Origin of the sequence: Bacillus sp. V26 (genome assembly GCF_034296245.1) — a bacterium.
Classification (GTDB): Bacteria; Bacillota; Bacilli; order Bacillales; family Bacillaceae; genus Bacillus; species Bacillus halotolerans.
Window position 1 is genome coordinate 17,161 of sequence record NZ_JAXKQF010000006.1, and the last position, 25,941, is coordinate 43,101.

The 25,941-nt window shown below is 44.3% G+C and carries 18 protein-coding genes and 2 pseudogenes; 4 read left to right on the forward strand and 16 right to left on the reverse strand.

Features of this window, described 5'->3' with window-relative positions; genetic code table 11:
* Positions 1-37: 37 nt before the first annotated feature.
* On the reverse strand, positions 38-2,098 hold the full coding sequence (locus UJ203_RS16390; protein ID WP_322012468.1) for a catalase: 2,061 nt from the start codon (positions 2,096-2,098) through the stop codon (positions 38-40).
* Between the two features lie 208 nt (positions 2,099-2,306).
* On the opposite strand from UJ203_RS16390, the gene citH reads away from it, so the two are divergent.
* Positions 2,307-3,587: a citrate transporter CitH gene (gene citH / locus UJ203_RS16395; protein WP_322012470.1), complete on the forward strand. Its 1,281-nt coding sequence runs from the start codon at positions 2,307-2,309 to the stop codon at positions 3,585-3,587.
* 44 nt (positions 3,588-3,631) lie between these two features.
* On the opposite strand, the gene UJ203_RS16400 is transcribed toward citH, so the two are convergent.
* The 5 genes from UJ203_RS16400 to UJ203_RS16420 form a co-directional block, all read right to left on the reverse strand.
* A complete protein-coding gene (locus UJ203_RS16400) occupies positions 3,632-4,738 on the reverse strand; it encodes a hypothetical protein (protein ID WP_105991014.1) in 1,107 nt (368 codons plus the stop codon).
* Positions 4,739-4,833: 95 nt separating this feature from the next.
* Positions 4,834-6,255, reverse strand: a complete 1,422-nt coding sequence (locus UJ203_RS16405; RefSeq protein ID WP_105991015.1) for a glycoside hydrolase family 1 protein — start codon at positions 6,253-6,255, stop codon at positions 4,834-4,836.
* 19 nt (positions 6,256-6,274) lie between these two features.
* Positions 6,275-8,107 carry a beta-glucoside-specific PTS transporter subunit IIABC gene (locus UJ203_RS16410; RefSeq protein WP_322012474.1) on the reverse strand — a complete coding sequence of 611 codons (1,833 nt, stop codon included), beginning with the start codon at positions 8,105-8,107 and terminating at the stop codon, positions 6,275-6,277.
* 310 nt (positions 8,108-8,417) lie between these two features.
* Entirely contained in the window at positions 8,418-9,251 is an 834-nt protein-coding gene (gene licT, locus UJ203_RS16415; RefSeq protein ID WP_105954513.1) for a BglG family transcription antiterminator LicT, read from the reverse strand.
* Positions 9,252-9,346: 95 nt separating this feature from the next.
* On the reverse strand, positions 9,347-10,027 hold the full coding sequence (locus UJ203_RS16420; RefSeq protein WP_322012477.1) for a hypothetical protein: 681 nt from the start codon (positions 10,025-10,027) through the stop codon (positions 9,347-9,349).
* Between the two features lie 211 nt (positions 10,028-10,238).
* Here UJ203_RS16420 and UJ203_RS16425 point away from each other — a divergent pair, with 211 nt between their 5' ends.
* On the forward strand, positions 10,239-11,522 hold the full coding sequence (locus tag UJ203_RS16425) for an MFS transporter (RefSeq protein ID WP_322012479.1): 1,284 nt from the start codon (positions 10,239-10,241) through the stop codon (positions 11,520-11,522).
* Between the two features lie 18 nt (positions 11,523-11,540).
* Here UJ203_RS16425 and dbpA read toward each other — a convergent pair whose 3' ends face one another.
* On the reverse strand, positions 11,541-12,980 hold the full coding sequence (gene dbpA / locus UJ203_RS16430; protein WP_322012482.1) for an ATP-dependent RNA helicase DbpA: 1,440 nt from the start codon (positions 12,978-12,980) through the stop codon (positions 11,541-11,543).
* 81 nt (positions 12,981-13,061) lie between these two features.
* Positions 13,062-14,210: a rhamnogalacturonan acetylesterase gene (locus tag UJ203_RS16435; protein WP_322012484.1), complete on the reverse strand. Its 1,149-nt coding sequence runs from the start codon at positions 14,208-14,210 to the stop codon at positions 13,062-13,064.
* A 165-nt stretch (positions 14,211-14,375) separates the two neighbouring features.
* Between UJ203_RS16435 and UJ203_RS16440 the strand changes: the two genes are divergently transcribed.
* Together UJ203_RS16440 and UJ203_RS16445 are read left to right on the forward strand one after the other, a co-directional pair.
* Positions 14,376-14,717, forward strand: coding sequence for a PadR family transcriptional regulator (locus UJ203_RS16440; protein WP_046161026.1), 342 nt, complete (start codon positions 14,376-14,378; stop codon positions 14,715-14,717).
* A complete protein-coding gene (locus UJ203_RS16445) occupies positions 14,714-15,235 on the forward strand; it encodes a DUF2812 domain-containing protein (RefSeq protein WP_322012487.1) in 522 nt (173 codons plus the stop codon). Before UJ203_RS16440 ends, UJ203_RS16445 begins: the two co-directional genes overlap by 4 nt.
* Before the next feature lie 213 nt (positions 15,236-15,448).
* Here the strand turns inward: UJ203_RS16445 and UJ203_RS16450 are convergent.
* The 8 genes and pseudogenes from UJ203_RS16450 to UJ203_RS16485 all read right to left on the reverse strand — a co-directional run.
* Positions 15,449-15,577, reverse strand: a pseudogene (locus UJ203_RS16450) (hypothetical protein); the annotation flags it as partial.
* Positions 15,578-15,594: 17 nt separating this feature from the next.
* Positions 15,595-16,047 carry a hypothetical protein gene (locus UJ203_RS16455; RefSeq protein WP_322012814.1) on the reverse strand — a complete coding sequence of 151 codons (453 nt, stop codon included), beginning with the start codon at positions 16,045-16,047 and terminating at the stop codon, positions 15,595-15,597.
* A gap of 27 nt (positions 16,048-16,074) precedes the next feature.
* A pseudogene (locus UJ203_RS16460) lies at positions 16,075-16,359 on the reverse strand (YxiJ family protein); the annotation flags it as partial.
* Entirely contained in the window at positions 16,344-16,697 is a 354-nt protein-coding gene (locus UJ203_RS16465; RefSeq protein WP_322012488.1) for a hypothetical protein, read from the reverse strand. The pseudogene UJ203_RS16460 and the gene UJ203_RS16465, both read right to left, overlap by 16 nt.
* A gap of 24 nt (positions 16,698-16,721) precedes the next feature.
* Positions 16,722-17,204 carry a hypothetical protein gene (locus UJ203_RS16470; protein WP_322012489.1) on the reverse strand — a complete coding sequence of 161 codons (483 nt, stop codon included), beginning with the start codon at positions 17,202-17,204 and terminating at the stop codon, positions 16,722-16,724.
* A gap of 30 nt (positions 17,205-17,234) precedes the next feature.
* Positions 17,235-17,570 (reverse strand): hypothetical protein, encoded by a 336-nt coding sequence (locus UJ203_RS16475; protein ID WP_322012491.1) that lies wholly within the window; start codon positions 17,568-17,570, stop codon positions 17,235-17,237.
* A 384-nt stretch (positions 17,571-17,954) separates the two neighbouring features.
* Positions 17,955-18,803: a DNA-binding protein gene (locus UJ203_RS16480; protein ID WP_284559970.1), complete on the reverse strand. Its 849-nt coding sequence runs from the start codon at positions 18,801-18,803 to the stop codon at positions 17,955-17,957.
* 59 nt (positions 18,804-18,862) lie between these two features.
* Positions 18,863-25,882, reverse strand: coding sequence for a DNRLRE domain-containing protein (locus tag UJ203_RS16485; RefSeq protein WP_322012494.1), 7,020 nt, complete (start codon positions 25,880-25,882; stop codon positions 18,863-18,865).
* Positions 25,883-25,941: the final 59 nt, after the last annotated feature.

The window sequence follows — 25,941 nt, forward strand, 5'->3', positions numbered from 1 at the left end:
TTATGAAAAGTATCTTCCTCTAAGATACAGGAGCGAATCAAATTCGTCTATCCCAATGGCGGTGGGCGGCAACTGCTTCGATAAACGCTTTGCTGAAGCCGGTGTAATCATCTTCGTCTTTTGCTGTCACAACGCCCGGGCCCTCTGTTGTGCCGACAGCTGATTTGAGGAGGTCAACTCCTTCGTTTGCCGCGCCGACGGCCTTATAGTGATTGTAGGCTTCTCTGATAAACGCCATCGCTTGTTTATCTTCTTTTAATTCAGGTCCTCCTGCGGCATAAACCGCGTCATACAGAACAGAGTCTGTCGTCAGGAATGTGCCGCTGACTTCAAGCTGCTGTCCGGCGCCGCTTGTGATGTACCCCAGCGTTTGACTGATGATATCCGCTGTGATCCCTTCTTGTTTTAAGGCATCCAGCACTGTTTGCAGTTTTTTTTCATCAAAACCATTGCCGGCGAGAACCGCGACTTTTCTCGTTGACGCTGTTTTCACTGTACGGGCTTGGCTTAACGCAGGTGAGGTAAGGATTTCTTTTGATGCTTTGCGTTTCGCCGGCGGCGCCACACCTACTCCTTTGGCGATTTCTTCTGCCAGGACAGTATCTACGTTGCTGAAGACATCTACGACCTGCCGCTGCACATCTTTGCTTTTGACCTTCCCGACCTCGAAGCAAAAGGCGGAAATGATGTGCTTTTTCTCAACCGGTGACATGCTGTTCCAGAACAGTTTTGCCTGTGAGTAGTAATTATTGAAACTGTCGCTCCGCTGGCGGATTTTTCTGCCCTCTACTTTCTCCTGATAGTGGACGTAACCGCCTTCTTCGGCTGACGCAGGAGACGGGTCATTGTTCTGCAAAGAGTTTTTATGATAAGCGACCGGCCCCTTGTTGATGGTCATCCGGTGATAACCGTCGTACTGGTTGTTATGGAACGGACATACCGGGCGGTTAATCGGAATCTCGTGGAAGTTCGGGCCGCCAAGACGGATCAGCTGTGTATCCGTATAAGAGAAAAGCCGTCCCTGCAGCAGCGGATCATTTGTGAAGTCGATGCCCGGCACCACATTTCCCGGGTGGAATGCGACTTGCTCAGTTTCAGCAAATACATTATCCTGATTGCGGTTCAGTGTCATTTTCCCAATGATTTTCACCGGCACAAGCTCTTCCGGCCAAAGCTTCGTCGGATCAAGAATATCAAAATCAAATTTGAATTCATCTTCTTCATCTATCATCTGCACGCCTAGCTCATATTCAACAATGCCGCCGTTTTCAATCGTTTCCCACAGGTCGCGGCGGTGGAAATCAGGGTCTTTTCCGGCAATTTTCTGCGCTTCATCCCATACGAGAGAATGTACGCCGAGCACTGGCTTCCAATGGAATTTCACGAAACGCGCCTTTCCTTGTTCGTTCACAAAACGGAACGTGTGAACGCCAAAGCCCTCCATCATCCGGTAACTGCGGGGAATGCCTCTGTCAGACATCGTCCACATCACCATGTGAGCCGACTCTGGATTATTGGCGACAAAGTCCCAAAATGTATCATGAGCTGTCGCGGCCTGAGGCATTTCATTGTGCGGCTCAGGCTTAAACGCATGCACCAAATCCGGGAACTTGATCGCATCCTGAATAAAGAACACCGGAATATTATTGCCTACTAGATCATAGTTTCCTTCTTCGGTATAGAATTTCGTCGCAAAGCCTCTGGCGTCTCGCACCGTGTCAGCGGAGCCTTTGGAGCCCGCAACTGTTGAAAACCGGACAAATACCGGTGTCTTCACCGAAGGGTCCTGAAGAAATTTCGCCCGGGTGAACTCTGTCATCGGCTCGTAAACCTGAAAAAAGCCATGCACGCCATAACCGCGCGCATGCACGATCCGTTCAGGGATTCTCTCATGGTCAAAATGGGTCATCTTCTCCCGAAAGTGAAAATCCTCCATCAACGTCGGGCCGCGAACTCCGGCTTTTAACGAATGTTCGTCCTCAGACACCCGTACACCTTGGTTTGTCGTCATTTTCTTTCCGCTGTTATCGACCCTGTACGGTTCGAGCTGCTCGTCTTTTGAGTGTTCATTGACTCGTTTGTTTTGATCATCACTCATGTCTGCTCCCCCTTTTCCTATTCCAGATCTCAAAAAATAAACATTCTACAGCACATTTACCCGTGGCGATCTGCATATAAACTGCTCATCTGCTCTCTAGGTTTTTAGGTCTACTTGTCAACATGAGGTCATAAATATTTGAAATAAGCCTTCCTGAAAGGTGGAAGCGCTTACTAAAATTGTGCTGTTGAATGGGGGAGGTCATATCGTGCTTGCCATACTTGGTTTTGTGATGATCATTGTCTTCATGTATCTTATTATGTCTAACCGGCTTTCCGCTCTTATTGCCTTGATTGTCGTTCCTGTTGTGTTTGCCCTGATCAGCGGATTCGGCAAAGACCTGGGCGATATGATGCTTCAGGGTGTAACAGGCCTCGCTCCGACAGGCATCATGCTACTATTTGCGATCCTGTATTTCGGCATCATGATTGATTCAGGTTTGTTCGATCCGCTCATTGCCAAAATCTTATCCCTTGTCAAAGGAGATCCATTAAAAATCGCTGTCGGCACAGCGGTGCTGACGATGACCATTTCGCTGGACGGAGATGGGACAACAACGTACATGATTACCATTGCTGCGATGCTTCCGCTATACAAACGGCTCGGCATGAACAGGCTGGTGTTGGCGGGAATTGCAATGCTCGGATCGGGAGTCATGAATATTATTCCGTGGGGAGGGCCGACTGCAAGGGTGTTGGCTTCTCTAAAATTGGACACGTCAGAAGTCTTCACTCCGCTGATTCCTGCTATGACCGCCGGCATTCTTTGGGTGCTTGCCGCAGCCTATATTCTTGGAAAAAAAGAACGGAAACGGCTCGGCGTCATTTCAATTGAACACCAGCACACGTCCGATCCGGATACAGCGCCGCTCAAACGCCCCGCTCTCCAGTGGTTTAACCTGCTGCTGACTGTCGTGCTGATGGCCGCTTTGATCACCAGCCTGCTCCCGCTTCCTGTTCTTTTTATGATCGCATTTGCTATCGCCTTGATGGTGAATTATCCAAATGTAAAAGAGCAGCAAAAGCGGATCTCAGCGCATGCAGGAAATGCGTTAAACGTTGTCTCCATGGTGTTTGCCGCCGGCATTTTCACAGGCATTTTGTCGGGCACAAAAATGGTAGACGCGATGGCGCATTCTCTCGTATCACTCATCCCTGACGCCATGGGCCCGCATCTGCCCTTGATTACAGCCATCGTCAGCATGCCATTTACCTTTTTTATGTCGAATGACGCCTTTTACTTCGGTGTTCTGCCGATCATCACAGAAGCCGCCGCTGCTTACGGAATAGATGCCGCAGAAATCGGCAGAGCCTCTTTGCTGGGCCAGCCTGTGCATTTGCTCAGTCCTCTCGTTCCTTCCACTTATTTATTGGTCGGAATGGCGGGCGTCAGCTTTGGCGACCATCAAAAATTCACGATCAAATGGGCAGTGGGAACAACCATTGTGATGACGATTGCGGCACTGCTGATTGGGATTATTTCGTTTTAATGTGAGAAAAGGATTTCCGCTGCCGGAAATCCTTTTTTGGTCATTTAATTGATATATTTTATGACAGGCAAGCTTTCAGCACCTGAAGCATAGTAGTAATTTAAAACACTGAAAAAGTCTATCGCTTTGCCGGTTTTCAGATCAACGATTAATATATGGTCCCCATAGTTCTGATCATCCGCATCCAGCCTTCTAGGTGTTTTTTTACCTAACGTATCAAGGAAAGAATCATCATAACCTACCCCGGTCTGATAAGCTGATACATGATGCATAAAAAGCGTGCCTGTGTCTAAGTAAACCATGATGGCTGAGCTTGAACTTGCATAACTCGAACGATAAGTGACAGGGTCAGAAATATTTTTAACCTTCACATCAGAAATGGAATGGGTGCGCTGATTATACCCGCCTCCATAGGAAAAATAATATTCTCTTTCCCAGTCTAATGAAGATGTTTTCGTATTAGAATTGTACAGCAGTGTACCATTAGCATAAACGGAACCGTCTCCATACTCAGCAACAAAGGCTTGTAAATTAGACGTTACCGATTTTACACTTGAATAATTTGAAGGGTTTTTCGCATTTAACTGAATGTTATATGAATCTCCCGTCGTTCCTTCAGAGTAAACCCGGATCATATAATCGCCAGCGGGAAGCTCTTTTAAAAGCACTAAGTTCCCTGCTGCCATTGATATATTAGACGGCTGGGCTTCTCCTGTATCCCAATTGACAACATACAATTTCAGATGGTAATCGCTGTTGTCTGAAAGAATTCTTGTGATAAGGGTTCGATCTGACGAAGTACTGAAAAAGTACATATCATCAGGATTATTTTCATCAAGGACAGAGGTTGTATTGAAAACCTGGTCATCGGAGTTGTACATGGAACTTGTTTTAAAAACATTCTCATTCGAAGGCTTCTTCACTTTCATCTTTTCTGTTTTATTGTCCGTTTTAAGGCTGACTTGCTTCGCTTGATTTAATGAAACGCCCTCAGTTTCCTTTTGTTTTTTCAGTTTTTCCTGCTGCTCCATGATTGGTTTATCTTTTAATACACTTTGCGCTGAGGCAGCATTTGAACTCATACATAAACTAAAAACAACAAGCAACACAGTACACAAAAAAGGCAGTGAAACAATTTTTTTGTTCTTCATATACAAACCCCTTTCCAATTTTATACTATACATATCGGCAAGGAGCTCGGATCATTTACATAAATATATTTATTTTCATAAATTGTTTATTTTTTCTATCGGTTCAATGCCCCGCCATTCGAAGCAATCAGCTCTTTATACCAATAAAAGCTTTTCTTGCGAATACGGCGCAGGTCTTTCAGGTCGAATTCATCCCGATTGACATAGATGAAGCCGTAGCGTTTAGAACAGCCCTGGTGAGTGGAAATTAAGTCAATCGCAGACCACGGTGAATAGCCGAATACGTCAACGCCGTCTGTAATCGCCCATTGAATTTGTTCAATGTGCTGCTTTACATAATCAATCCGGTAATCGTCATTAACCGTATCATTTTCTTCGAGTTGATCGAAAGCGCCTAGCCCGTTTTCTGTGATGATCAATGGCAGCTGGTAGCGGTCATAGATTTCACGAAGTGTGGAACGGAATCCAACCGGATCAATTTCCCAGCCGAAATCGTTTTTCTTCAGGTTCGGGTTGGCGCTGCCGCGGTAGACGCCGTCTTCCCCCGTTTTCAAATGCTGGTCTCCGCCGCGCGCTGTTTCGTCCGAGCCGTCGCCTTTGCTTGCTTCCGCCGTTTGAGACGTGTAGTAGTTAAATGCGATAAAATCAGGCTGCGCAGATCGCAGAATCTCCATATCGCCATCTTCAATGACTGGCGTATAGCCTTTTTCTTTCATATATGCCCAAGCTGTCGTGTTATAACGCCCGTGAACCGCCATATCTAAATAGAGCCAGTTGCGAATTGCATTGTAGTTGAAGGCTGCGACAACATCTTCCGGTTTTGAAGATGCCGGGTAAATCAGCGCAATGTTTGGAGCTGGCCCGATCTTGGCTTCCGGCAGCATCTCATGGCATAGATTCATAGCCTTCGCCTGTGCCACCAGCATGTGGTGATTTTGCTGATACAGTTCTTTTTTCGGGTTTTTCAGATTCGGATCAAGTGTGCCCAGCGCACTTCCATGCAGGATCATCATGTTTTGTTCATTGATTGTCAGCCAGTACTTGACACGGTCACCGAAGTGTTCAAACAGCACCTTCGAATACCGTTCAAAAGCGTCAATTGCAGATCGCTTTGACCAGCCTCCTTTTTCCTGCAATGCATTCGGCAGATCAAAGTGATACATCGTGACGATCGGTTCAATCTTATATTTGAGCAGCTCATCAATCAGATTGCTGTAAAATTCAATCCCCTTTGGATTGATGTCTCCGTCGCCATCAGGAATAATGCGCGTCCAGGCGATAGAAAAACGGTATGCTTTAAAGCCCATTTCAGCAAACAGCGCAACGTCTTCTTTATAACGGTGATAATGATCGCTGGCTACCTTAAAATCAGTCGTTCCCTCAGGATAGCTGTCGCGGGCGTCAATCACTGAAGGTCCCTTTCCATCTTCGTTCCACGCGCCTTCAACCTGATAAGCAGAAGTTGATGCTCCCCACAAAAAGTTCTCCGGAAATGCCGCAAGTTTGTTATAGTTCATCGTCTGTTCCTCCAATGTTTTAGATTAAAGAAAGAATTCTTTCTTCTGTTTTGACTTGCTTTTGATCCGTTTGAATGACGTCGGTATATTGATCTGTGTTTGTGATGATGATCGGCGTGTTCATATCAAACCCTGCCTTTATTAACTCCTCTAAATCAAATTCAGCCAGCAGATCGCCTTGTTTGACGGCTTGCCCCTGCACCACTTTAGGATAAAAGTGTTTTCCTTCCAGCTTCACCGTATCAAATCCGAGGTGAATCAGGATTTCTGTTTCCTGATGGGTGATCATGCCGAATGCATGGCCAGTCGGGAAAACAGTCGTTATCACGCCATCTGCCGGAGCCACCAGCCGGCCTTTCTCCGGCAAAATCGCAATCCCCTTTCCAAGCGTCTCCGATGCGAACACCTTATCCTTCACTTCCGCTAACGGAATCACGCTTCCTTCTAATGGACTGCTGATCTGCTCATGGTGTGTGGCAGGTGCTGGCGGCTCCTTTTTGGCATCTGCTTTTTCCGCGGGATCTTCAAATCCGACAATGTACGTTAGGATGATTGAGAGAATAAAAGATACCGAGATTCCTAAGATAAAGCCTGCAAACCCCTGTCCGTAGAAAATTGGGATGGTCAATAGACCCGGCGCACCTGAAGCGATGGCCACACTGTGAGCCTGCCCGATAATCGCCCCGCCAACAGCCGCACTGATGACACCGCATACAAAAGGTTTTTTCAGTCTGAGCGTCACCCCATAAACGGCAGGTTCCGTAATGCCGAAAATTCCGGTGACAGCGGCGGAGCCCGCAAGCGCCTTCAATTTTTTATTTTTCGTTTTTAACATGACCCCGATGGCGGCACCTGTTTGGGCAAACACAGCAGCTGCTGTAGCCGGTTTGATAGAATCCTGCCCGTTAACCGCGATATTGTTTAAAATAACCGGCACGATGCCCCAGTGAATGCCGAAGATAACAAGGATCTGCCAAAGGGCTGCGATCACGGCACCGGCCAGCATCGGATTAAAATGAAAGATCGCCAGAATCACAGCCGCGATGCCATTCCCGGCATTTACGCCAATCGGCCCGAACACGATTAATGTGAGCGGCACGACCGTCACTAAACAGATCAGCGGCGTGATGAAGGTTTTTACACTGTCATGAATCAGCCTGTTTAGAAACTTCTCCATGCAGCTCATCACGAAAATCGCCAGGATGATCGGTATAACGGTTGATGTGTAATTCATTAAAACAACAGGAATGCCAAAAAAATCGGTATCCGCATTGCCATTCTTCAGTTCAATAATGGTTGGATAGATGAGCGCCCCCGCAACTGTGACAGAAACAAACACGTTTGCGCCGAATTTTCGGGCAGCTGTAATGGCAAGCAGCAATGGCAGAAAATAAAACAGGCTGTCCGCGGCGGCGTACAAAATCGTGTAAGTTGTATCCTCAGTTTTGAGCCAGCCGGCATTTGTGCAAATCATAAGCAGGCCCTTTAAAATTCCCGCTCCCGCCATCACGCCAAGCAAAGGCGTAAAAATGCTCGATACGATATCAACCAGCCGGCCGAACAGATTCCCTTTCTGAGCAGAACGCTCTGTTTGGTCATCCTGCAGTACACTTGATATCTTTCCAATCTCGCGATACACCTCGGAAACATGATTACCGATGACCACCTGAAACTGTCCGCCGCTTTCCACAACAGTCACGACATCGTCTAAAGCTTCTATTTTTTCTTTGTCTGCTTTTGAGCGGTCGTTCAGCGTAAAACGCAAGCGCGTCGCACAATGTACAAGTGAACGCACATTTTCTTCCCCGCCGACCAATTGTAAAATGTCTCTGGCTGCTGCCTGAATCCCCATTTCCCCTCATCCCTTCCGCTGAAAAATAAAAAACCTAAACTACCCCTGCCACAATAGGAACAAGTAGTTTAGGTTTTGCCTGCTGACCAGTAACAATCCTATAAAACTTCATCATTCGATTTTTCTTCAATTTTGCTCCATCACCATCCCCTGAAAAAAATAAAAACCTAAATTACCACCAGCGCAGACAGAGGTCTTCCGCACTCATCGTAATTTAGGTTTTGCCTGCTTATCAGTAACAATCCTAAAATCATAATATATTGATGTAAGAAGAAATTAACACACGAAAATAAAAATGTCAACGCTTTCATCATGTTTGTTTGACGACCCTTTCAATATGAATCGTTAAGTACAGCAGCTCGTCCCTGGTGAGTTTGTGTTCATATTCGTGTTCCATATACGCTTTGATTTTCTTCGTGCAGTCATACGCGCGATGATATTTTTCTTTCACCGTTTCCAGCAAAAAATCGTCCTGGCTTTCCAGGTAGGTTCCGTTAAAAAGACGCTGCGCGAAAAACTTCAGGTGAGTGACAAACCGGTAATAATGCAGCGATTCTTCATCAAATTCAATATTAAAATGATATTTTACAATACTTAAAATCTCTTGCATGACTTTTGTAATGTTAATGATATTGGGCATCTCTTCATTGAGTTCGGCATTCACGATATGGAGGGCAATAAAACCTGCTTCATCCTCCGGAAGGGAAACACCTGTCTTGTTTTTCACCATGTGCAGCGCTTCTTTGCCGATCGCAAACTCATCTTTGTACAGCCGTTTGGTTTCCCACAGCAAAGCATTTTTGATATCAAGACCCTTTTTATTGCGCTGTATGGCAAAGTTAATATGATCGGTCAGCGACACGTAGATGCTGTCGTTCAGCTTTTTGCCAAGCTGTAATTTCGCATAGCTGATAATGTCCTCACACACTTCCATACACTCAAGCGGTATTTCATACAAAAGGGTTTTAAATTTCTCTGATACATCCTTGTTATCGAGAGTGAACACCTTCTCAATGCGTGCTTCATCGACCTCGTCGCCGGACTTTTTTTGGAACGCGAGCCCTCTGCCCATGATGACCAATTCGTTCCCTTGTTCATTGACCACACTGATCACGTTATTGTTGATCACCTTCGCAATCTTCATGACATGTCCCTCCAATCAGCTAAGAACAGACTACACCTTGATTGTACATTCTTTTTGTACTAGGTCAATATCTTCAGGGAAAGAGCAGCGATCGGTCAATATACTTCACTCAGCACCGTCTGCCCGCTCTGTTTCTGAAGCAGCGCCTCAAGATGGCGTTCAAAGGATTCCTTATCTGCCCCCTGCTTCTTGACTATGCCATTCATTAAGTTGATGCTCTCGGCATTGTATTTCGTATATTGTTTTATCAGCTGATCCAGCTGTTTTCTTGTTTGTTTAGCGTTTTTCGGGGTGACCTGATTGATGAGCGCGATCATGCTGCCGGTAATCTCAAAAAAGGTGTCTCTATTGTCTTTAAGCTGCTGATTCTCATTGCGGCTCTTTTCTTGATTGCGGGTTTTTTGAAGCATTGCGAATGCCTCGCTGTTTTGTTTTTTGAGCCGGCCGTTTTCGAGTTTAATTGATTCAAGATTTTTCTTCGCTATATCTGCTTCCTCTTCTGTCATGCTGCTGCGAATGAAATATTCAGGGTTGCCGATCCCATAATCAAACGTCTCGCTTACGTATATCATAGAACTGAAAACAACCGCCAGCTGCATATCGTTTGATAGGGTCTGAAAGTCTTGCTTTTTCTTGCTGCCTAGTGATTTTATCATGCTTTGTTTGATCGTCTTTTGATCATGATGGGCGGCGTTCTGAACATTGCTTTCGCTTTCACATGCGCTCATCGCAAGAACAGCGACCAGCAGGCTTATCAACAAGCCTATTCGCCTCATGCTCTGTCTCCTCTCTGCTGAAACTCTTCTGGAAAATGCGGCAAAATATAGTTAAATCGTACCAGATATATGATTGTGTCAGCAATAAACCAAAAGTATTATTTGACCTTTATAGAACATAAACATTTTGTAAAAATTGACCGCGGTTCCATCCTTTTCTATGCGGTTTCTCGTACAATAGAAGTATCGTTACTGGGGAGGGGCTCTGCAGATGAAACGTTTTACGAAACAAGAAAACAGCTGGGTTGTATATGACTGGGCAAACTCTGCTTATTCCATTGTCATCACAACCGCGGTATTTCCGTTGTTTTATAAATCAGCCGCTGCGGAAGGCGGTGTCAGCGCTGCTCAATCAACTGCTTATTTAGGTTATACGATAGCGATTTCTACCTTTATTCTCGCCATGCTCGGCCCGATTTTAGGAACCATCGCCGACTATGAAGGCTGCAAAAAAAAGTTCTTCGGCTTCTTTGTGTCAGCGGGTGTCGCAAGCACCGCGGCGCTTGCCTTTATTCCAAGTGAACATTGGCTGCTTTTGCTGCTGTTCTACACCATATCGGCTGTCGGTTTTTCCGGCGCCAATGTATTCTACGACGCCTTCCTCGTTGACGTCACGCCTGAGGAGCGAATGAATCTCGTCTCCGCCCGCGGCTTTGGCTTAGGCTATATCGGCAGCACGATCCCATTTATCCTCAGCATCGCCGTCATCCTGCTCGCACAGGCAGAAACGATTCCGATGTCTGTGTCTGGCGCAAGCCAGCTGTCCTTTTTTATAACGGCCGCTTGGTGGGGGCTGTTTACCATTCCGATGCTGAGACACGTTCATCAGCGCTATTACATCAAAAAAGAACCCCGCATCATAGCCAACAGCTTTAAACGCCTCGGACAAACGATGAAACGGATCCGGCAGTACCGGGCGCTGTTTCTCTTTCTGCTCGCTTATTTCTTTTATATCGATGGAGTCGGCACCATTATTACGATGTCGACCTCCTACGGGTCAGATTTGGGCATCAGCTCCACAAGTCTCCTGATCATCCTGTTTGTCACTCAGGTCGTCGCCGCGCCGTTTGCCATTTTATACGGAAGACTGGCGGAGCGCTTCACGGGGAAAACAATGCTGTACGTTGGCATCGTCATGTATATGATTGTCTGCGTATATGCGTATTTTCTGGAAACGACGCTTGATTTCTGGATTCTAGCCATGCTTGTCGCCACCTCGCAGGGCGGCATTCAAGCATTAAGCCGCTCCTATTTCGCCAAGCTCGTCCCGAAACACCATGCAAATGAATTCTTCGGCTTCTATAACATTTTCGGAAAATTCGCCTCGATTATGGGGCCGCTGCTCATCGCCGTTACCGCCCAGCTGACCGGAAAATCATCGACCGCGGTGTTCAGCCTGATCATTTTGTTTGTGATCGGCATTGTGATTCTTGCCTTTGTGCCGGAAGAAAACAGCACCAATGTCAGCCATCACGAAAATGACCTGCCCCTTTGACTGGAGCAGGCCGTTTTTTTATTTATTCGCTTTATTCACCTTAAGCTTTTTCCCTTTGACGGTTGTATTCTTCATAGCTTTGAGAACATGAGGGCCTTTTCCGTTTAAAATTTCCACGTACGAGGCGTTATCCATGATCGTAATGATGCCAATGTCATCAGCAGAAACCCCGTCGATTTTAGCGATCGTTCCGACAAAATCAACGGCTCTGATTTTCTTTTTCTTTCCGCCGTTAAAATACAGCTTCATAATGTCTTTATTCAGCTCTTCGCTCTTGTCTTTTTTGATCGCCGGACGGTCTTTCAGTTTAGCGAGAAAATCCGGTTTCTTTTTTGCGACATCCTCTTGGGATGGGGCTTCTAATTTTTGAATCCCGAATCCGATATAGTCTTCTATTTCAGTCAGGAACCGCTTTTCAAACGGCGCCACAAATGAAATCGCTTTTCCCTGATTTCCGGCTCGCCCTGTCCGTCCTGTACGGTGTACGTAGCTTTCTTTCTCAAGTGGCAAATCATAGTTGATGACAAGGGCGATATTTTCGATATCGATCCCCCGCGCGGCGACGTCTGTCGCAACTAAATAACGGTACTCGCCTCTTTTAAATTCATTCATGACGTCAAAACGGTCTTCCTGAATCATCCCGCCGTGAATTTTATCGCATGGATATCCTAAGTCATCCAATTCATCAGTCAGCTGATTCACATGCTCTTTCGTCCGGCAGAAAATGATGCAGCTGTCCGGGTTCTCAGTGATGAGTACATCCTTCAGCAAAGAAAATTTATGCTCTTCTCTGACTTGAATCACCGCATGTTCAATATTCCTTGTGGTAAGGCCGGCCGCTTTGATTTCGATATGCTCTGGGTTTTGCATATATTGACGGCTCAGCTTCTCGATATCCTCCGGCAGCGTAGCTGAAAACAGCATCGTCGTACGCTCAGTCGGCAGATGCTTGATAATCGCCTCCACCTGATCGATGAAGCCCATATTCAGCATCTCATCCGCTTCATCAATGACCAGATAGGATAGGCGATCCAGCGGCAGCGTGCCTTTTTCAATATGATCCAGGACGCGTCCCGGTGTGCCGACAACGATATGGCTTTTTTGCTTCAGCTCGGCTTTTTGTTTATCAAAAGATGATTTTCCAAAGACAGCTGTCGCTTTAATTCGTTTAAATCTTCCGATGTTCGTGATATCCTCTTTTACTTGCACGGCAAGCTCACGAGTCGGCGTCAGCACCAGTGCCTGCGGTTTGTTTTCGTCCCAATCCGCCAGCTCGCAGAGAGGAATGCCAAACGCAGCCGTTTTCCCGCTTCCCGTCTGTGATTTGACGACAAGATCTTTTCGTTCAAGAGCTGCCGGAATCACGTTTCGCTGCACCTCGGTCGGTTCTGTATACCCCAGTCCTTCCAATGCTCGTAAAATGTCGTGACTGATTTGATAGTTTTTAAAATGACTCATGTATAAACTCCTGTCTCTTGCAGATGTTCTCATTATACTCTAATTTCCGGCGGCGTATGTGTTTTGCCGAAAAATGACGTTTTAGAAGCCATCAATTCCCTGTCTTTTTAGTTCCTGAACGGCCAATCGCGCCAGTGCATCGGCCCCCGATCGGTTCGGATGAAGCGTATCGCCATCCATATAAAGCGCGAGCGTTTTTTCCGGACCGATCGATGTAAAGTAAGATGAACTGAGGACATTCAGGTCAATAAGCCTTGTTTGTTCTTCTTCGGCCAAAGCCAAAATAGAAGCCCTGTACCACCGGTTTACAGAGGAATGGATGCCTTCAGAAGTAAAGTCTGTCGCCCGGCCTTGCGGTGTTGAAAGAATCACGTCCGCGCCCTTCGCTTTCACCTGGCGGATCATATCACGCATGATGTCCTTAAACTCAGCTTCAGATTCATTATGCTTCGGGTTTGTATCGTTAATGCCGAGCTGCAAAATAAAGTAATCTCCCGGTTTAATGTACTTCAAGATCGCCTCAAGCTGTCCGTCATTTCGAAACCCTCTCGCAATCTGCCCGCCTGACGCCATGTTTCTCACTTGAAAGGTATGCTTGTCGACATAGTGAGGCAGCATTTGCCCCCAGCCGGCCTGCTCGCTGCTGTGGAGCGGATAATAATTGCACACCGTCGAATCGCCGCCGATATAGATCGTTCGATTCGTCACAGGCTGATCAGACAATTTCTTGATCTTCAGGGCACTGAGCGTAAAAGCAGTACCCGCCTTGCCTTCAGTCACCAGCAGATTCAGCTGCCCGTCGGTGACAGGAATTTGGAACGTATCCTCCGCACCGTCTCCCGTCATATTGATGACCTGATACACACCCTCCGCCGCCACACTTGCCCTCGCCGTATTGCCCAGCGTCACCTTCACCTCATAAAGACCATTCGGAAGATCCACATTAAACGTGTTGTCGCTTTTCGTCCCATACGCCAAAAATTGAACCGCATCACTTTTCACGCCCGTCCCGGATGCCGCCACATCCTTCATATGTTCCGGCGTTTGAAAACCGTAGGCCTTTGATGGGTTATAACGGTCAGACGCCCTGACACCAATGTAATCAGGCTCAGCCGAACCGCTCCCAAAGTCAAACTGATACACCTTCGGCTCAGACGCCTTCAAACTGTCCGCCCCGCTGAAACCTAACATCAACATCATCACAAAACCCGCCGTTATCCATTTTTTCATGAAGAATCCCCCTCTATGAAAACGCATTCATTAATCCATACTCGGTGATTGTTTCTTTATGATAACTGAACGCAGAAAAAAAATTGCATTGACAAAAGAAAAGGAAGATTCTATTATATCAATAATTGATATATCATTAATTGATATAAGAAATGAGGTGACCGCTTGCCAAAGCAACGTCCGCAGGAAATGGATCAGCTCACCGATCCAGCCTATTATATTGTCTTAACCTTGCTGGAGCCAAAACACGGATATTCGATCATGCAGGAGATTGAGGACATGACCGATGACTCCTTTACGATCGGCCCAGCTACCTTATATACATTGTTAAAGAAATTATTGCAGGAAGAGATCATAGAGCTTGTCAACAACGACAACCCGCGCCGCAAAGTGTACCAGACAACCCTGCACGGCCAAGAATTACTCAAAAAAGAAATTCAGCGCAGAAAAGTGATGGCTGAACACGGCGAACGCGCTTTTCAGCAATTGAAAGGGGATTCATCATGAAACAGAAAAAATATATGATGTCCGAAGGCTTGGCTTTTTCAGAAGAAAAAGATATGAAGAAACTCAGCGATATGGCCAGCAAAGGCTGGGTGCTCGATTCATTTGCGTTTATGGGGTATAAGCTTAAAAAAGCTGCGCCGCGGAAGTTGATCTACAGTATTGATTATCATGATGTTGAGGAAGAAAGCTTGGCGGAATACACCGAGATGTTTGAAGCGGCCGGGTGGGAACGTGTTTGCTCTTCACGAGGTATGCATATCTTTTCGGCTGAGCCTGGGACTTCGCCGATATACAGTGATCAATCCACCATGAGAGAGAAATATAAAAGAAGCGAAAAAGACGTTCGAAACGTCACCTGCACCTTGAGTTTCCTGACTCTCTTGTCAATTGCACTCCATTATTTGATCGGGTTATCAAATTGGGTGCCTTTGGCTTTCCTGGTTGTGACTTTTCCGTTTCTCGTGACATATGCGGCAACAAAAGCAAGAACGCTTGGAAAGTGGGGAAAATCAGTGTGACTTCTTGTCACACTTGATTACATCCCATCCACCACAATAGAAGCTTATTTGGCTTTCTTCGTCATACACATAATAACGGAGCCTTTCCCATTGGTCGTCCGTCGGTAAAATCTCCAATTCAATCCTATCTATGGATTCAAGATCATCCAGTCTCGATGCACTGATGTCTTCAAACCGTAAATGAATGTCACAGGTTTGAGCAGATAGTTTTAATTCAAACACAGGAATATGAATATAACGATCATCTTCTTTCATATAGAAAGAAAACTCGTTTAATGTAAATAGACCTGTATCCGTGTGAGAAAGATGCTGTTTCAATTTCTCGTATTGTGTGATATTCAAATGAATTCCCCCTATTTTTAGTTACCGCCAACCATATAGATGTCCGCAGCATCGTATTCAAACCACATGATCCGTTCGCCCGAGTCCGTCAGGCACTGGAGTTTGCCTTCGGAAAAATAGTTTTTATCCGGTTGAGGGGCAGTGATCAGAAAAACATCATCATTGATAGAAGCTAACAGAAAGAGAAAATCTGCAATGCTCCGGCCTGCTTCATGTAATACGCATTGGAAATAAAATTGCCTTTTCGCCAGCTTCGTCACTTTGTAAGCATAGCCTTTGAAAAACTCTGACAGGTCTTCTATAAATGAACCACTCGTTATCACCTGTATCATGATTCGCTCATAGGCAAGCCCCTGCCAAAAACGATTAAAAGACTCAGCATCTTCAAGTTCGCATGACATAACGGTTTGGTCAGGCTTACGCTCGATCATGTCCAAATTGCCAATACTGCTTATAGAGGTTTTTTCCATAAAATCCTCCTTATCAGTTGGATAGCGCGCAGCGCAAATCTCTTGTCTGACTTGCTCATACAAAAGAATATGATGATACAAATCAGTATCGTTTTTGATCATATCCGGCGGGATGTCAGGATACAGCTCAAAAAAGCCTTTCTCCAACGAATACCGCTGATGCCGGGGCATCCTTTTATTCGCCAGCACATAACCCAAACTGCCAGCAACAAGCATAAAAAACTCATATATTTCCGCTTCAAAGCCGTACAATTCATCAGGATACGGCTTTTCTTCAAGCTCCTGCTGTCTCTTTCTCAGTTTTTCAAACACGCCGACTCTCCTCCCCTATTCAGCTGCCGCCACCTCATATTGCCGACAGCAAAAGCGGAACGTCTGCTCTTCCCATTCTTCCACAAGGTACATACCTTGCGGCTGCGTTCTAATATTAAGAAACCCATCAGACAGATCCTTAGGGTTTCCATATCTCGTATCGTAACAGCTGAAACGTCTTTGAATGTGACAATAATTGAACGGGAATGATAAACAGCTGATAACTGAATCGTATAAATGGTACCAAGAACATTATCTGCTTCCTGATAAAGACGCCATTTCTTGATATGCTGAAACATAAAAGGAGAAACTCCAGAAATACTAAACTCATCTGCCAATTTTGATTCCTCCGTTGATATCTCCTATACTCTATACTCACAGTAAGGCTTCAAATTAGGAAAAGCATCCTTCATCAGTCTTTCTATATTTTTATCGGTCACTGTAAATATAATATCGGTTGAATCAAAAAAACCGACTTCAAAAACACATTCTTTCACAGGGGAGATATAATCATCTTCATAAAAGTCAGCATTCCCATCAACAAACGGAACTTGTGTTAAATCATACGGTATCGTCTCTTTAGGCACAGCAGTTAAAATAGAAAATATCACATAAATCTCAAATTCATTTAATATACGATGAAATTCCTCACCTGTGATAAACAGATAGTCTTCACGCTCGCCGATGATATCGTTCCAATGATTCTTATCCTCCGATAAATCCATCATATTCAAAATATCGCCAATTACCCAATTATACTCAGTGATAGGGAGAGGGAATTGTTTTAAAAAATCATTTAAAAGAAAAAGATCAGAATTCGCATATTCCAGACAATACCTGCTCATATGTACCTCACCCCCAATAAAAGTCCCTTTTTACAACTCATACTTGATCAATTCCTCCATCGAAGTTCCCTTGAAATATTGATTAAGTACATCCTCAATACTCAAATGACCAAATAGCCCAATCGGATTGCTAAAGGTCTTCCCGTGTTTTTCGTCAACTTCTATTAATTCACTCTCTGCCGCTAATGAATCGTCATGGCTAATGAGGTATTTTCCATCTTCATACATGACAAATGTTATAGCAGAATGATCAAATTTCTTCACCAGATCTATCGGCACCTTGGAAACAACCTTCCAGTTCCCCTTAAGAAAGCCTGTAAGTCCTGTATTCGCAACAAATAGGGTTCTTTGCCTTTCTGCCATCATGAGAGAAATGTCTTTTTTTACTTAAGCGTTGATCTGTAAAAATATCAAAATACTGAATGAGAAGATCATCATTTTTATCTGTTGCTAAATCTCCTTTTACCACATTGCATATGTAAACTGATTGATTTGCCGTAAAGGGATTTCAATGACAACACCAGGCCTAACTTCACATAGACGCATTCTCTCCGCCGACAATTTCTCAAGTTCTTTTAAATTGATTCATCATTCTCTTGTTTTCGTTGTCGTTCATGTTTAGATTTGTTCTAAAAAAGCTTGTATCGCTTATTGATACAAGCTTTTTTTTCAACTATTTAAAACTCACGCAGCCACTCATTAGGTTCTTCCTGACTCCCAGCTTGGTCAATAAGCTGCCAAAACGATGTTTCATTCATTTGCTTTTCCCCCTCTGATATCCCTCTTATAGATCCCCGAGTCTGATATTGCATAAATAGCATTACTTGTCAGTTTCAGCTGTTGTACCGAGAGCTCCCGCCCGTCTGGACCACAGCACTTCACCTCTTGTATCGGCAGACTGACATCAGCCGGAATGAGGGACAGTGAATGTTCATCTTTGCATATCCAAAACCCGTCATCTGAAATTGCAAGCTGGTCATATACTCCAGAATATTCTTTATCAGAAACAATCCACACTCGTCTCACGTCCGTCTCATCAAATGCGGCAATGACTGTATAAGAGTAGTACAGCATGTATATCAGTCCATCTTTTTCTGCAAGTGCATAGCAGTCATCTACCACGGGCGCATATATTTCTGAAAGCTGTTGATCAATGTGAGTTTCCTTTAATTGTCCGTCTAAAGTGAAGCACAGCAAACTTTGTTCACTGGGGTTTTCGTCATCATAAATACCTTCATCACTTAAACCGGCCCATAGGTTTTGTTTTTCATCCAAAAGACAGCAGGAAACCCCTGAAGGCAGAGAAAATACACTTTGTTCTTTTCCATCTGCTGAAAACACCTTAACTTTATACTCATGCAGCTTAGAGTAAACAAATACATAACGGTCATCCGAACTCTGTTGAAACAATATAATATCCTCGCACAGAATTTGTTCATTGATTTCAAATCTCCGGATATCGCCGGACAAATCAAAGATCGAAATTATAATTCCTGTTTTATCCTTTTTCCCGATGTACATGCGTTCATGATTATCCACATGAAAAAAACAACCTTCATTTACTTCCTTTTTTATCTTGTTCATTATTAATTTTTTCATTATATCCCCCTAGTCTCTAGTACGTTAAGAACTGCCTTTAAAAGCAGCTCTATTACAACTTAATATGGAAAACTTGTTACTATTCTCCCATTCCTATCTCTTATAACTCGAACACGTTTAGTTTTTCTTTTATTACCATTCACTCCAACATATCTTTTAAAAGTCTTTTCGTAAACTGTACGTCCATATTGTCCTTTACGTGCTTTCCCTGATCTTAATGTACTTCTTGTTGTTCGTTTTAAAGCTCTGTTACTCTTGAATTTCCCCTTTTTTCCATATTTTTTATCGGAGCGCTTTGGACCGTGTCTATCTTTTATATGATGCCAAGACTCTTTATTAAACCAACCTCTTTTTGCCTTATTAGCAAAACTATAAGCCCTCTTAGCACCCTTAAATATCTTCCCAGGCCCAAAGTTAGAAGCAGCTGCCCAAGCAGCGCCTTTCCACCCTTTACCTGATTTATATGCCTTATACCCATCATAGGCTGCAAATCCGGCATTTACTACAAGCCATACCCAATGCCCATCCGGATCAACATTCATCACCGGGTTATTATTTCCATAAGTATACCCATTCTGATCCAATGAATCTCCGTCACTGCCCGGGTCCGGGTCGAGCGATAAGAACACGCCGTTTCTTGGCTCGTAGTAGCGGGCCATGAGATAGTACAGGCCGGTTTCTTCGTCGTATTGGTAGCCTGCGTAGCGGTAGCGGTTGTCTTTTACTTCATCACTTGCTTCGGTTTTTGTTGGATTTCCCCATGCGTCGTATTGATATGTGGCAACGGTTTTTCCGGTGCTGTCTGAGATCGCGATGACGTCTCCGTGTGCGTTGTAGTGATAGAAATATTTCTTGCCATTCTCCGTGTAGGATAACAGCTGGCCGCTGTCACCGTATGTGTACGATTTTGTGACTTTGTTGTCCGCGTCTGTTTCATACAAGACGTTCAGGCTGTCTCCGTCATAGAAGTAGTTCGTGATTTTTCCGTTGACGTTTTTTTGGATTCTGTTTCCTTTTTCGTCATATTTGTATGTTGCGAAAGGCTTGTCTTGGCCTTTTTTTGTAACGGCAGTCAGGTTATCCTCCGCATCCCACGTGTATGTGAATTTGCCGTCGGATGTGCGGTTGCCGTTTTTATCGTAAGACATGCTTTCATCATTGACTTTTGTCAGCTGGTTCATGATGTTGAAGGAAGCGTTCACCGTTTTACTTGAACCGTCTTTTACAGTTGTAACGGTTTTCCGGTTCCCGAATCCGTCATATGTGTATTCAATGACAGTACCGTCTTCATGGGTTTCCTTGATAAGCTGATTCAGCTTTCCATACTCATATTTCACCTTGCCGCTTGCTGAGCTGTTTATCGTTGTGCGGTTGCCGTTTGCATCGTATTCATAGCTTTCCGTCAGAATGCTTCCGCCGTTTTTGTCGCCGATATGCAGCGAGCTTACTAGGTTTCTTTCGTCATATGAAAAACTTGTTCCGCCGCCGTTGCCCGTAATAAAGGTTTGGACGTTGCCATTTTCGTCATAATCAAATGAATATGCAGATGTGCTGTCTTTCATCTCAACCATTTGATCCAGTTTGTTATACGTAAATTGATTCGTTCCTTTTTGGTCCCCATGAGTCCACGAGAAGGTTTTCAGCTTATCGGAGTCACTAGGATACGTCCAAGTTTGGCTGCCTCCGCGGTCTGTCAGTTCGGTTAAGCGGTTTTTGTTGTCAAATGTCCGTTTCTTTGTGGTGTTCTGCTCTTTATTGACGACCGACGTTTCATTTCCATTTTTGTCATACGAGAAATTGTATTTTTCTGTACCGTTATACGATTTTGATTTCACCCGGTCTGTTCCATCATAAGAAAGAGACACTTCGTTGCCATTCGGTGAAATGGTTTTGGTCAGGTTGCTGTTGGCATCATATTCACTTGCTAGCACATTGCCCAGAGGGTCAGTTGTTTTCACAAGCTTGCCCATGACATCATATTCGTATTGATAGGTTTGATCTGCTCCCGCCCGAATGGTTTTGCTTACCTCATTGCCTTCCTTATCATAGCTGTGAAGGATAGACGTGCCGTTGGAGAGCGTCATGTTTGTCAATTGGTCTGCCTGATCATACGTATAGGTTGTTTTTTCACCTTTTGCATCAGTTTCAGCCGTTTTCTTACCAGTTTCATCGTAATCAGTTGAAGTAGAGTATCCTAGTTCATCTTCTTCCTTGGTCACATAGTTGCCATTGCTGTCATACGTGCTTTTTGTTAGAAGGCTTCCTTCAATCAGACGGATATCATCAAACCACGCTGTTCCTGTCGCGCTCTTTTGGAACAGTATGCTGGTATCGACTTTATTAATCGGCTTTGTTTTTGGTATAACAACAGCTGCGCGGTTCCATTCCTGTGTTCCAGAAGGGAATTTCGCATTGTATACGCCTGTGCTTCCGTCCGCATAAGTGACATTAGCCTGCAAAGAATAGTCTTTTTCATCTGTGAACTTGACACTGCTTGCTTTCGACATGCCTGTCAGTGTGAGATAAACCGGTTTGTCGTTTGCACTTTGCCCTAAGACAACGGTTTGTTTTGTTACTGATCCGGCTTGGGACGCACTGGTCCGGGCAGCTTTTAATGATACTTCATCATTAAAGCCTTCTTCAGAATCAACGGATGCCCCGCTTGCGCTCCAGTTTTCCGTTGCTGATGTGAAACTGCTGTTTTGAACTGGGTTATAGCTTGACGATACTTCGCCTTTTTCCAGCTGGACTTCATCAAACCATGCTTTTCCTTTGCCATCTTTATCTCTATGATCGACTTCCATATACACAACAGCTTTTCCTGCATTTGCTGGAGTCGTAAAAGTGATTTGCCGTTTTGTCCAGTCATTTTTCCCGGCAAGTGCACTGTATTCATTGTGAATCCATTGAATTCGTTTTTGATCTTTGTCTCGCAAATCAATGTTAAAGTAGGCTCTTGATTTCACTAGATCTGTTTTGATTTTCCCGCTTAATGTATAGGTTGTATTCGGCTCCAGTTCCACTGTTTGTGTCGCTGACGAATACCCGAGATCTGTTCCGGCAGACGTTGATTGGCTCAAGACTTCCAATGCCTTTGATCCGGAAAGAACCCCGCTTTTATCGGCGATGACTGAGATTTTCCCGCTGTCTCTAGATGCGGTCAGATTCCAGCCGGATTTTTGCGCTTCAAAGCTTCCATCTTTCAGGATATTGGTTGAGGCTGATAACTCTTTGCTGGATTGAATCTGATTTCCGTATTTATCATAAACGGCTGCTGAAGATGATTTTCCGCTCTGATCGGTTTCGGATACAGCATCCAGTCCGTCATAGGCTATATCCGTGACATTGCCCTCGGTATCCTTCATCTTTGTGACATCGTTGTTTTTGTTGTATTCGTATGTCTCAGTTCCATATGCGTCTTTAACAGACGTAACGTTGCCATCTTTGTCATATTGATAGCTTTCCGTTGCTTTTCCTGTTCCGACGTCGTTTGGATCTACATCTTCTACGACATTGTTGCCTTCATACTTTGTATTCGTTGTAATTTTTAACCCTTCCGCATCATCAATGACCTGAATCGGATTTCCAGCTTCATTATAGCCGTACTGTACTTTCCGGCCATTCGGCTGTGTCATGAGAAGCGTCTTTTTATCAGCATCATAGCTATAGACATATGTTTCTTTCTTAGCATTGATCGCTTTATCGAGACGGTGCCCGTTATACTGATATTCGGTAAAGACAGGCTTTGCTTCGGTACTGTTGGCTGAATATTGTTTGACAAGGCGTCCTTCGCCATCATAGTCATAGCTTGTGACAGTCCCATCTGTATCCGTGACTTTCTTCAGCAAATCATTTTCATATGAGTAGGTGACTTTCTTATCCTTAGGTCCGGTGGTGGAAGTCACATGGCCATTTTCATCATATGTGAATGTGAGCTTGCGGCCCGATGCATCTGTAATGGCTGTCAGTTGATTTTTGTCATTGTAAGTGTAGACAGTTGCATTGTTGTGGCCATCCACTACCTTTTGAAGCTTGCCGCCTTTTTTATTGAAATAAGCGTTTGTTTGATCCTTTGTTTTTAATATGAACTGATCAGCTGTTTCTGTTAATTCAAGATAGACACCGGTCGGCGGCTGATACGTGCCATCGGCTTTTTTAGTAAAGCGATGTGTAGTAGCGTCTTCATCAATATACATTGCCCCGCCGTCCGTCGAGATGACAGATGTTTCTGCATCAGCATACCAGCCTTGTCCAAATAAGTGATCAGAGCTGTCAAGACTGTTGTAGGTTCTTGATAAGCCAAGTCCCGGTCCGCGCCCGTCAATTGACAGATCTTCTTCATTCACGATGACATTTCCTGTCGCACCATTTAACTGGCCGCTTGGGATATCAATGATAGACCAGTATTCTTCTGTTCCAAGGAATTCTGCGCCTTCATGGAACGTTGGGTTAAAGGGTGCTGTCGGGATCGTTTCACCATTCGCATCATAGGCGGAAAGAGTGAAGGAATAATTCTTCTTCCCTTTGTAATTTCCATTTGCATTGTTATAGACAGGTGACGGGTCAAGTGCCAATTCACGGCCTTTTCCGTCTGTATGCAGCTTGTAGCTTCCGGCTTTTATTTCCTCAGAAGTCGGCCAAATGTTTTTATTTTGGGTTGTCCAATGATCCACGTCCCCAACATCATAGGACTGATATTCTTTGCCGTTATAAATATTAATTTTATAGCCTTTCGCTTTTTGAACCTTTTCCCATATCAAATTCACATAACCGGTTTGGCTTGATTTTGTGTTTGTATACACATAACCGGATAAGTTCTTTGGTTTAGCGATATCAGGAAGTGTCGGGTTGGCAGCCGGTGATGCAATGGCTTCGCCGTCTTTGTTATAGGCGATTATTTTAAATGAGTAATTTTTTTTGGCTGCATCCCCACCGGCGTTTTTATAGGTTGGTCCGGGATTGATCGGCAGCTCTGCTCCGCTTCCATCCTTTAGGTGAAGAGCATATTTTCCCGCTTTAATTTCTGCACTTGTCGGCCAGATCTTTTTCCCCTTGGTGGTCCAAGACGTCTGATTTCCGAGATCAAGTGTTTCAAAGCCTTTCCCATTGAACACCTGAACTTTATAGCCAGTTGCACCGGAAACAGCTTTCCAAGAAAGATCGAAGTATCCTGTGGCATTACCATTATTAAATCCCTTTGTTGACGGTGCTTGTGCTTTCCCTATATTAGGGATAACGGGCTTTGCCGGTGCGGACATCGCCCCTTCTCCCTGATCAAAAATCGCGCTGACCCCGATCCAATAGTTTTTGCTTGTGGCATAGCTTCCGCCGGAGTTCTTATACACTGGAGATGGATTTAGCGCTAATTCAGTTCCGCCTTTTCCATCAAGGTGAAGCTTGTACTTACCGGATGAAATTTCTGCACTTGTCGGCCAAATGTTTTTCCCTTTTGTGCTCCAGGATGTCGTGTTGCCGACTGAGATCGCTTGATATTCTTTACCATTATAAATCCATACCTTATAGCCTTTTGCACCCTCGGCCTTTTTCCAGCTGATATTGAAAAAACCAGTGCCGTTCCCGTTATTGTATGCCTTAAAAGCAGGTGTGCTCGCCTTCGGGATGGTGTATGTCACTTCAATATAAGGCTTATTGTTTGAGTTCGCTGAGGAAATTAGTTTTTTCCAATATTCCTTACCGTTTCCGTTTGCATGAAGCTTAAATCCATAATTGGCCCCGCCGGAGTTCCATGACTTTACAGCGGCGGTCACATCGTAACTCGCCCACTGTCCTTTATGGACGTCGGCTTTTCCGATATTTTTAGATGCCGGTTTGGTGTTCCATGTTACTTTTGCATGATCATAATTGCTGTTGACTGTATCCAGCCAAAGACCAGTTGCCTTTGTTCCATAATAGGAATGGGCTACGTATGTTTTTAATGTAGCTTTGCTGACTGTCATATTTTGAATCGGTTTTAAATTGTTAAATTTCATAAACGCATAATTGGTGCCTGTTGTTTTGTCGTAATAACCCGTTTTCAGCACATAGGCCTTCAGATTAGCATCCCATTTCTGTGAAGATGCCGAATAGTTGGTCGTCGGGTAGGCACTCATGACAAACGTATCTGATGAAACAGATAAAGACGTTGACGGGTCGATAGACACTGGATACACGCGTTCAGGGTCTTTCAGCCAGTTCTCGTCTGCCGTGAGATGAAGCAAATACCCTTCTTTATTCTTTTCCAGCTTATAGGTGACTTTTTCTGAACGCCCCACCTCGCCGGAAAGTTCATCCAGTTTTGAATCAGTCATAAAAGGTTTAGGCACAGAAAAAACAACTTTTCCTTTTTCATCAGAAAAATCTATGGATCCATCCTCTTGTTCTTTTGCCTGCAAATCGGTTTTCACCTGAAATGTAAATGTGTTGTATCCATCATACTGATGAAGGACTAAATCTTCTTTTATGTTTTCGTTGAATGTGAAAGTCTGAAGATCAATGTTCGGAAAAACATCCGGATAAACAATCTCATTACCATCAGTCTTATAATCTGCTGGAGTATCTTTCGGAGTAAGTGAAGTTTTATTTGGACCTTTTGCTTCTACAAGTGAATATGTAAGCTTGTGATCATTGTGCTCAAAAGTCGCATAAAGTCCGTTCTTCATTTGCTTTTGAAAATCTGAATTCAAAACAGCATTTTCAGTTTCAACTTGTTTGCTTGTCGTTTCTTTTAATTCAGGAGAAATCTCCTCCCAGTCTGCATTCGATGTTTCCTTTGTATGAATAGGATCAAGGTATACTTCCTGTTTATAAACACCGTCCCCTTCATAATAAAGCTTTGTGTTTTCCGTTCTTTCTGAGGTGATTTCTCCCTCTTTGTTTATATCCTTCTCATTAAATGGTACAGCTTTCTCTGTTTGATCATTCTGAAGGGTTTCTTCCGGATCAGCAGTTGCGACACGATTTCCGGACTCTTCTTCTGAAGTTTTTGCCAGTACATCTACTGGCAATAATGAAATCATTAGCGCCAACACTAAAAATACGGCAATGAATCTCTTAACGTTCCGCCTCTTTCTTTTTTTCATTTTCTCTCTCCTTTTGTAATAAAAGTAATATTTACTCAACAATGTTAACGTCACTGAAA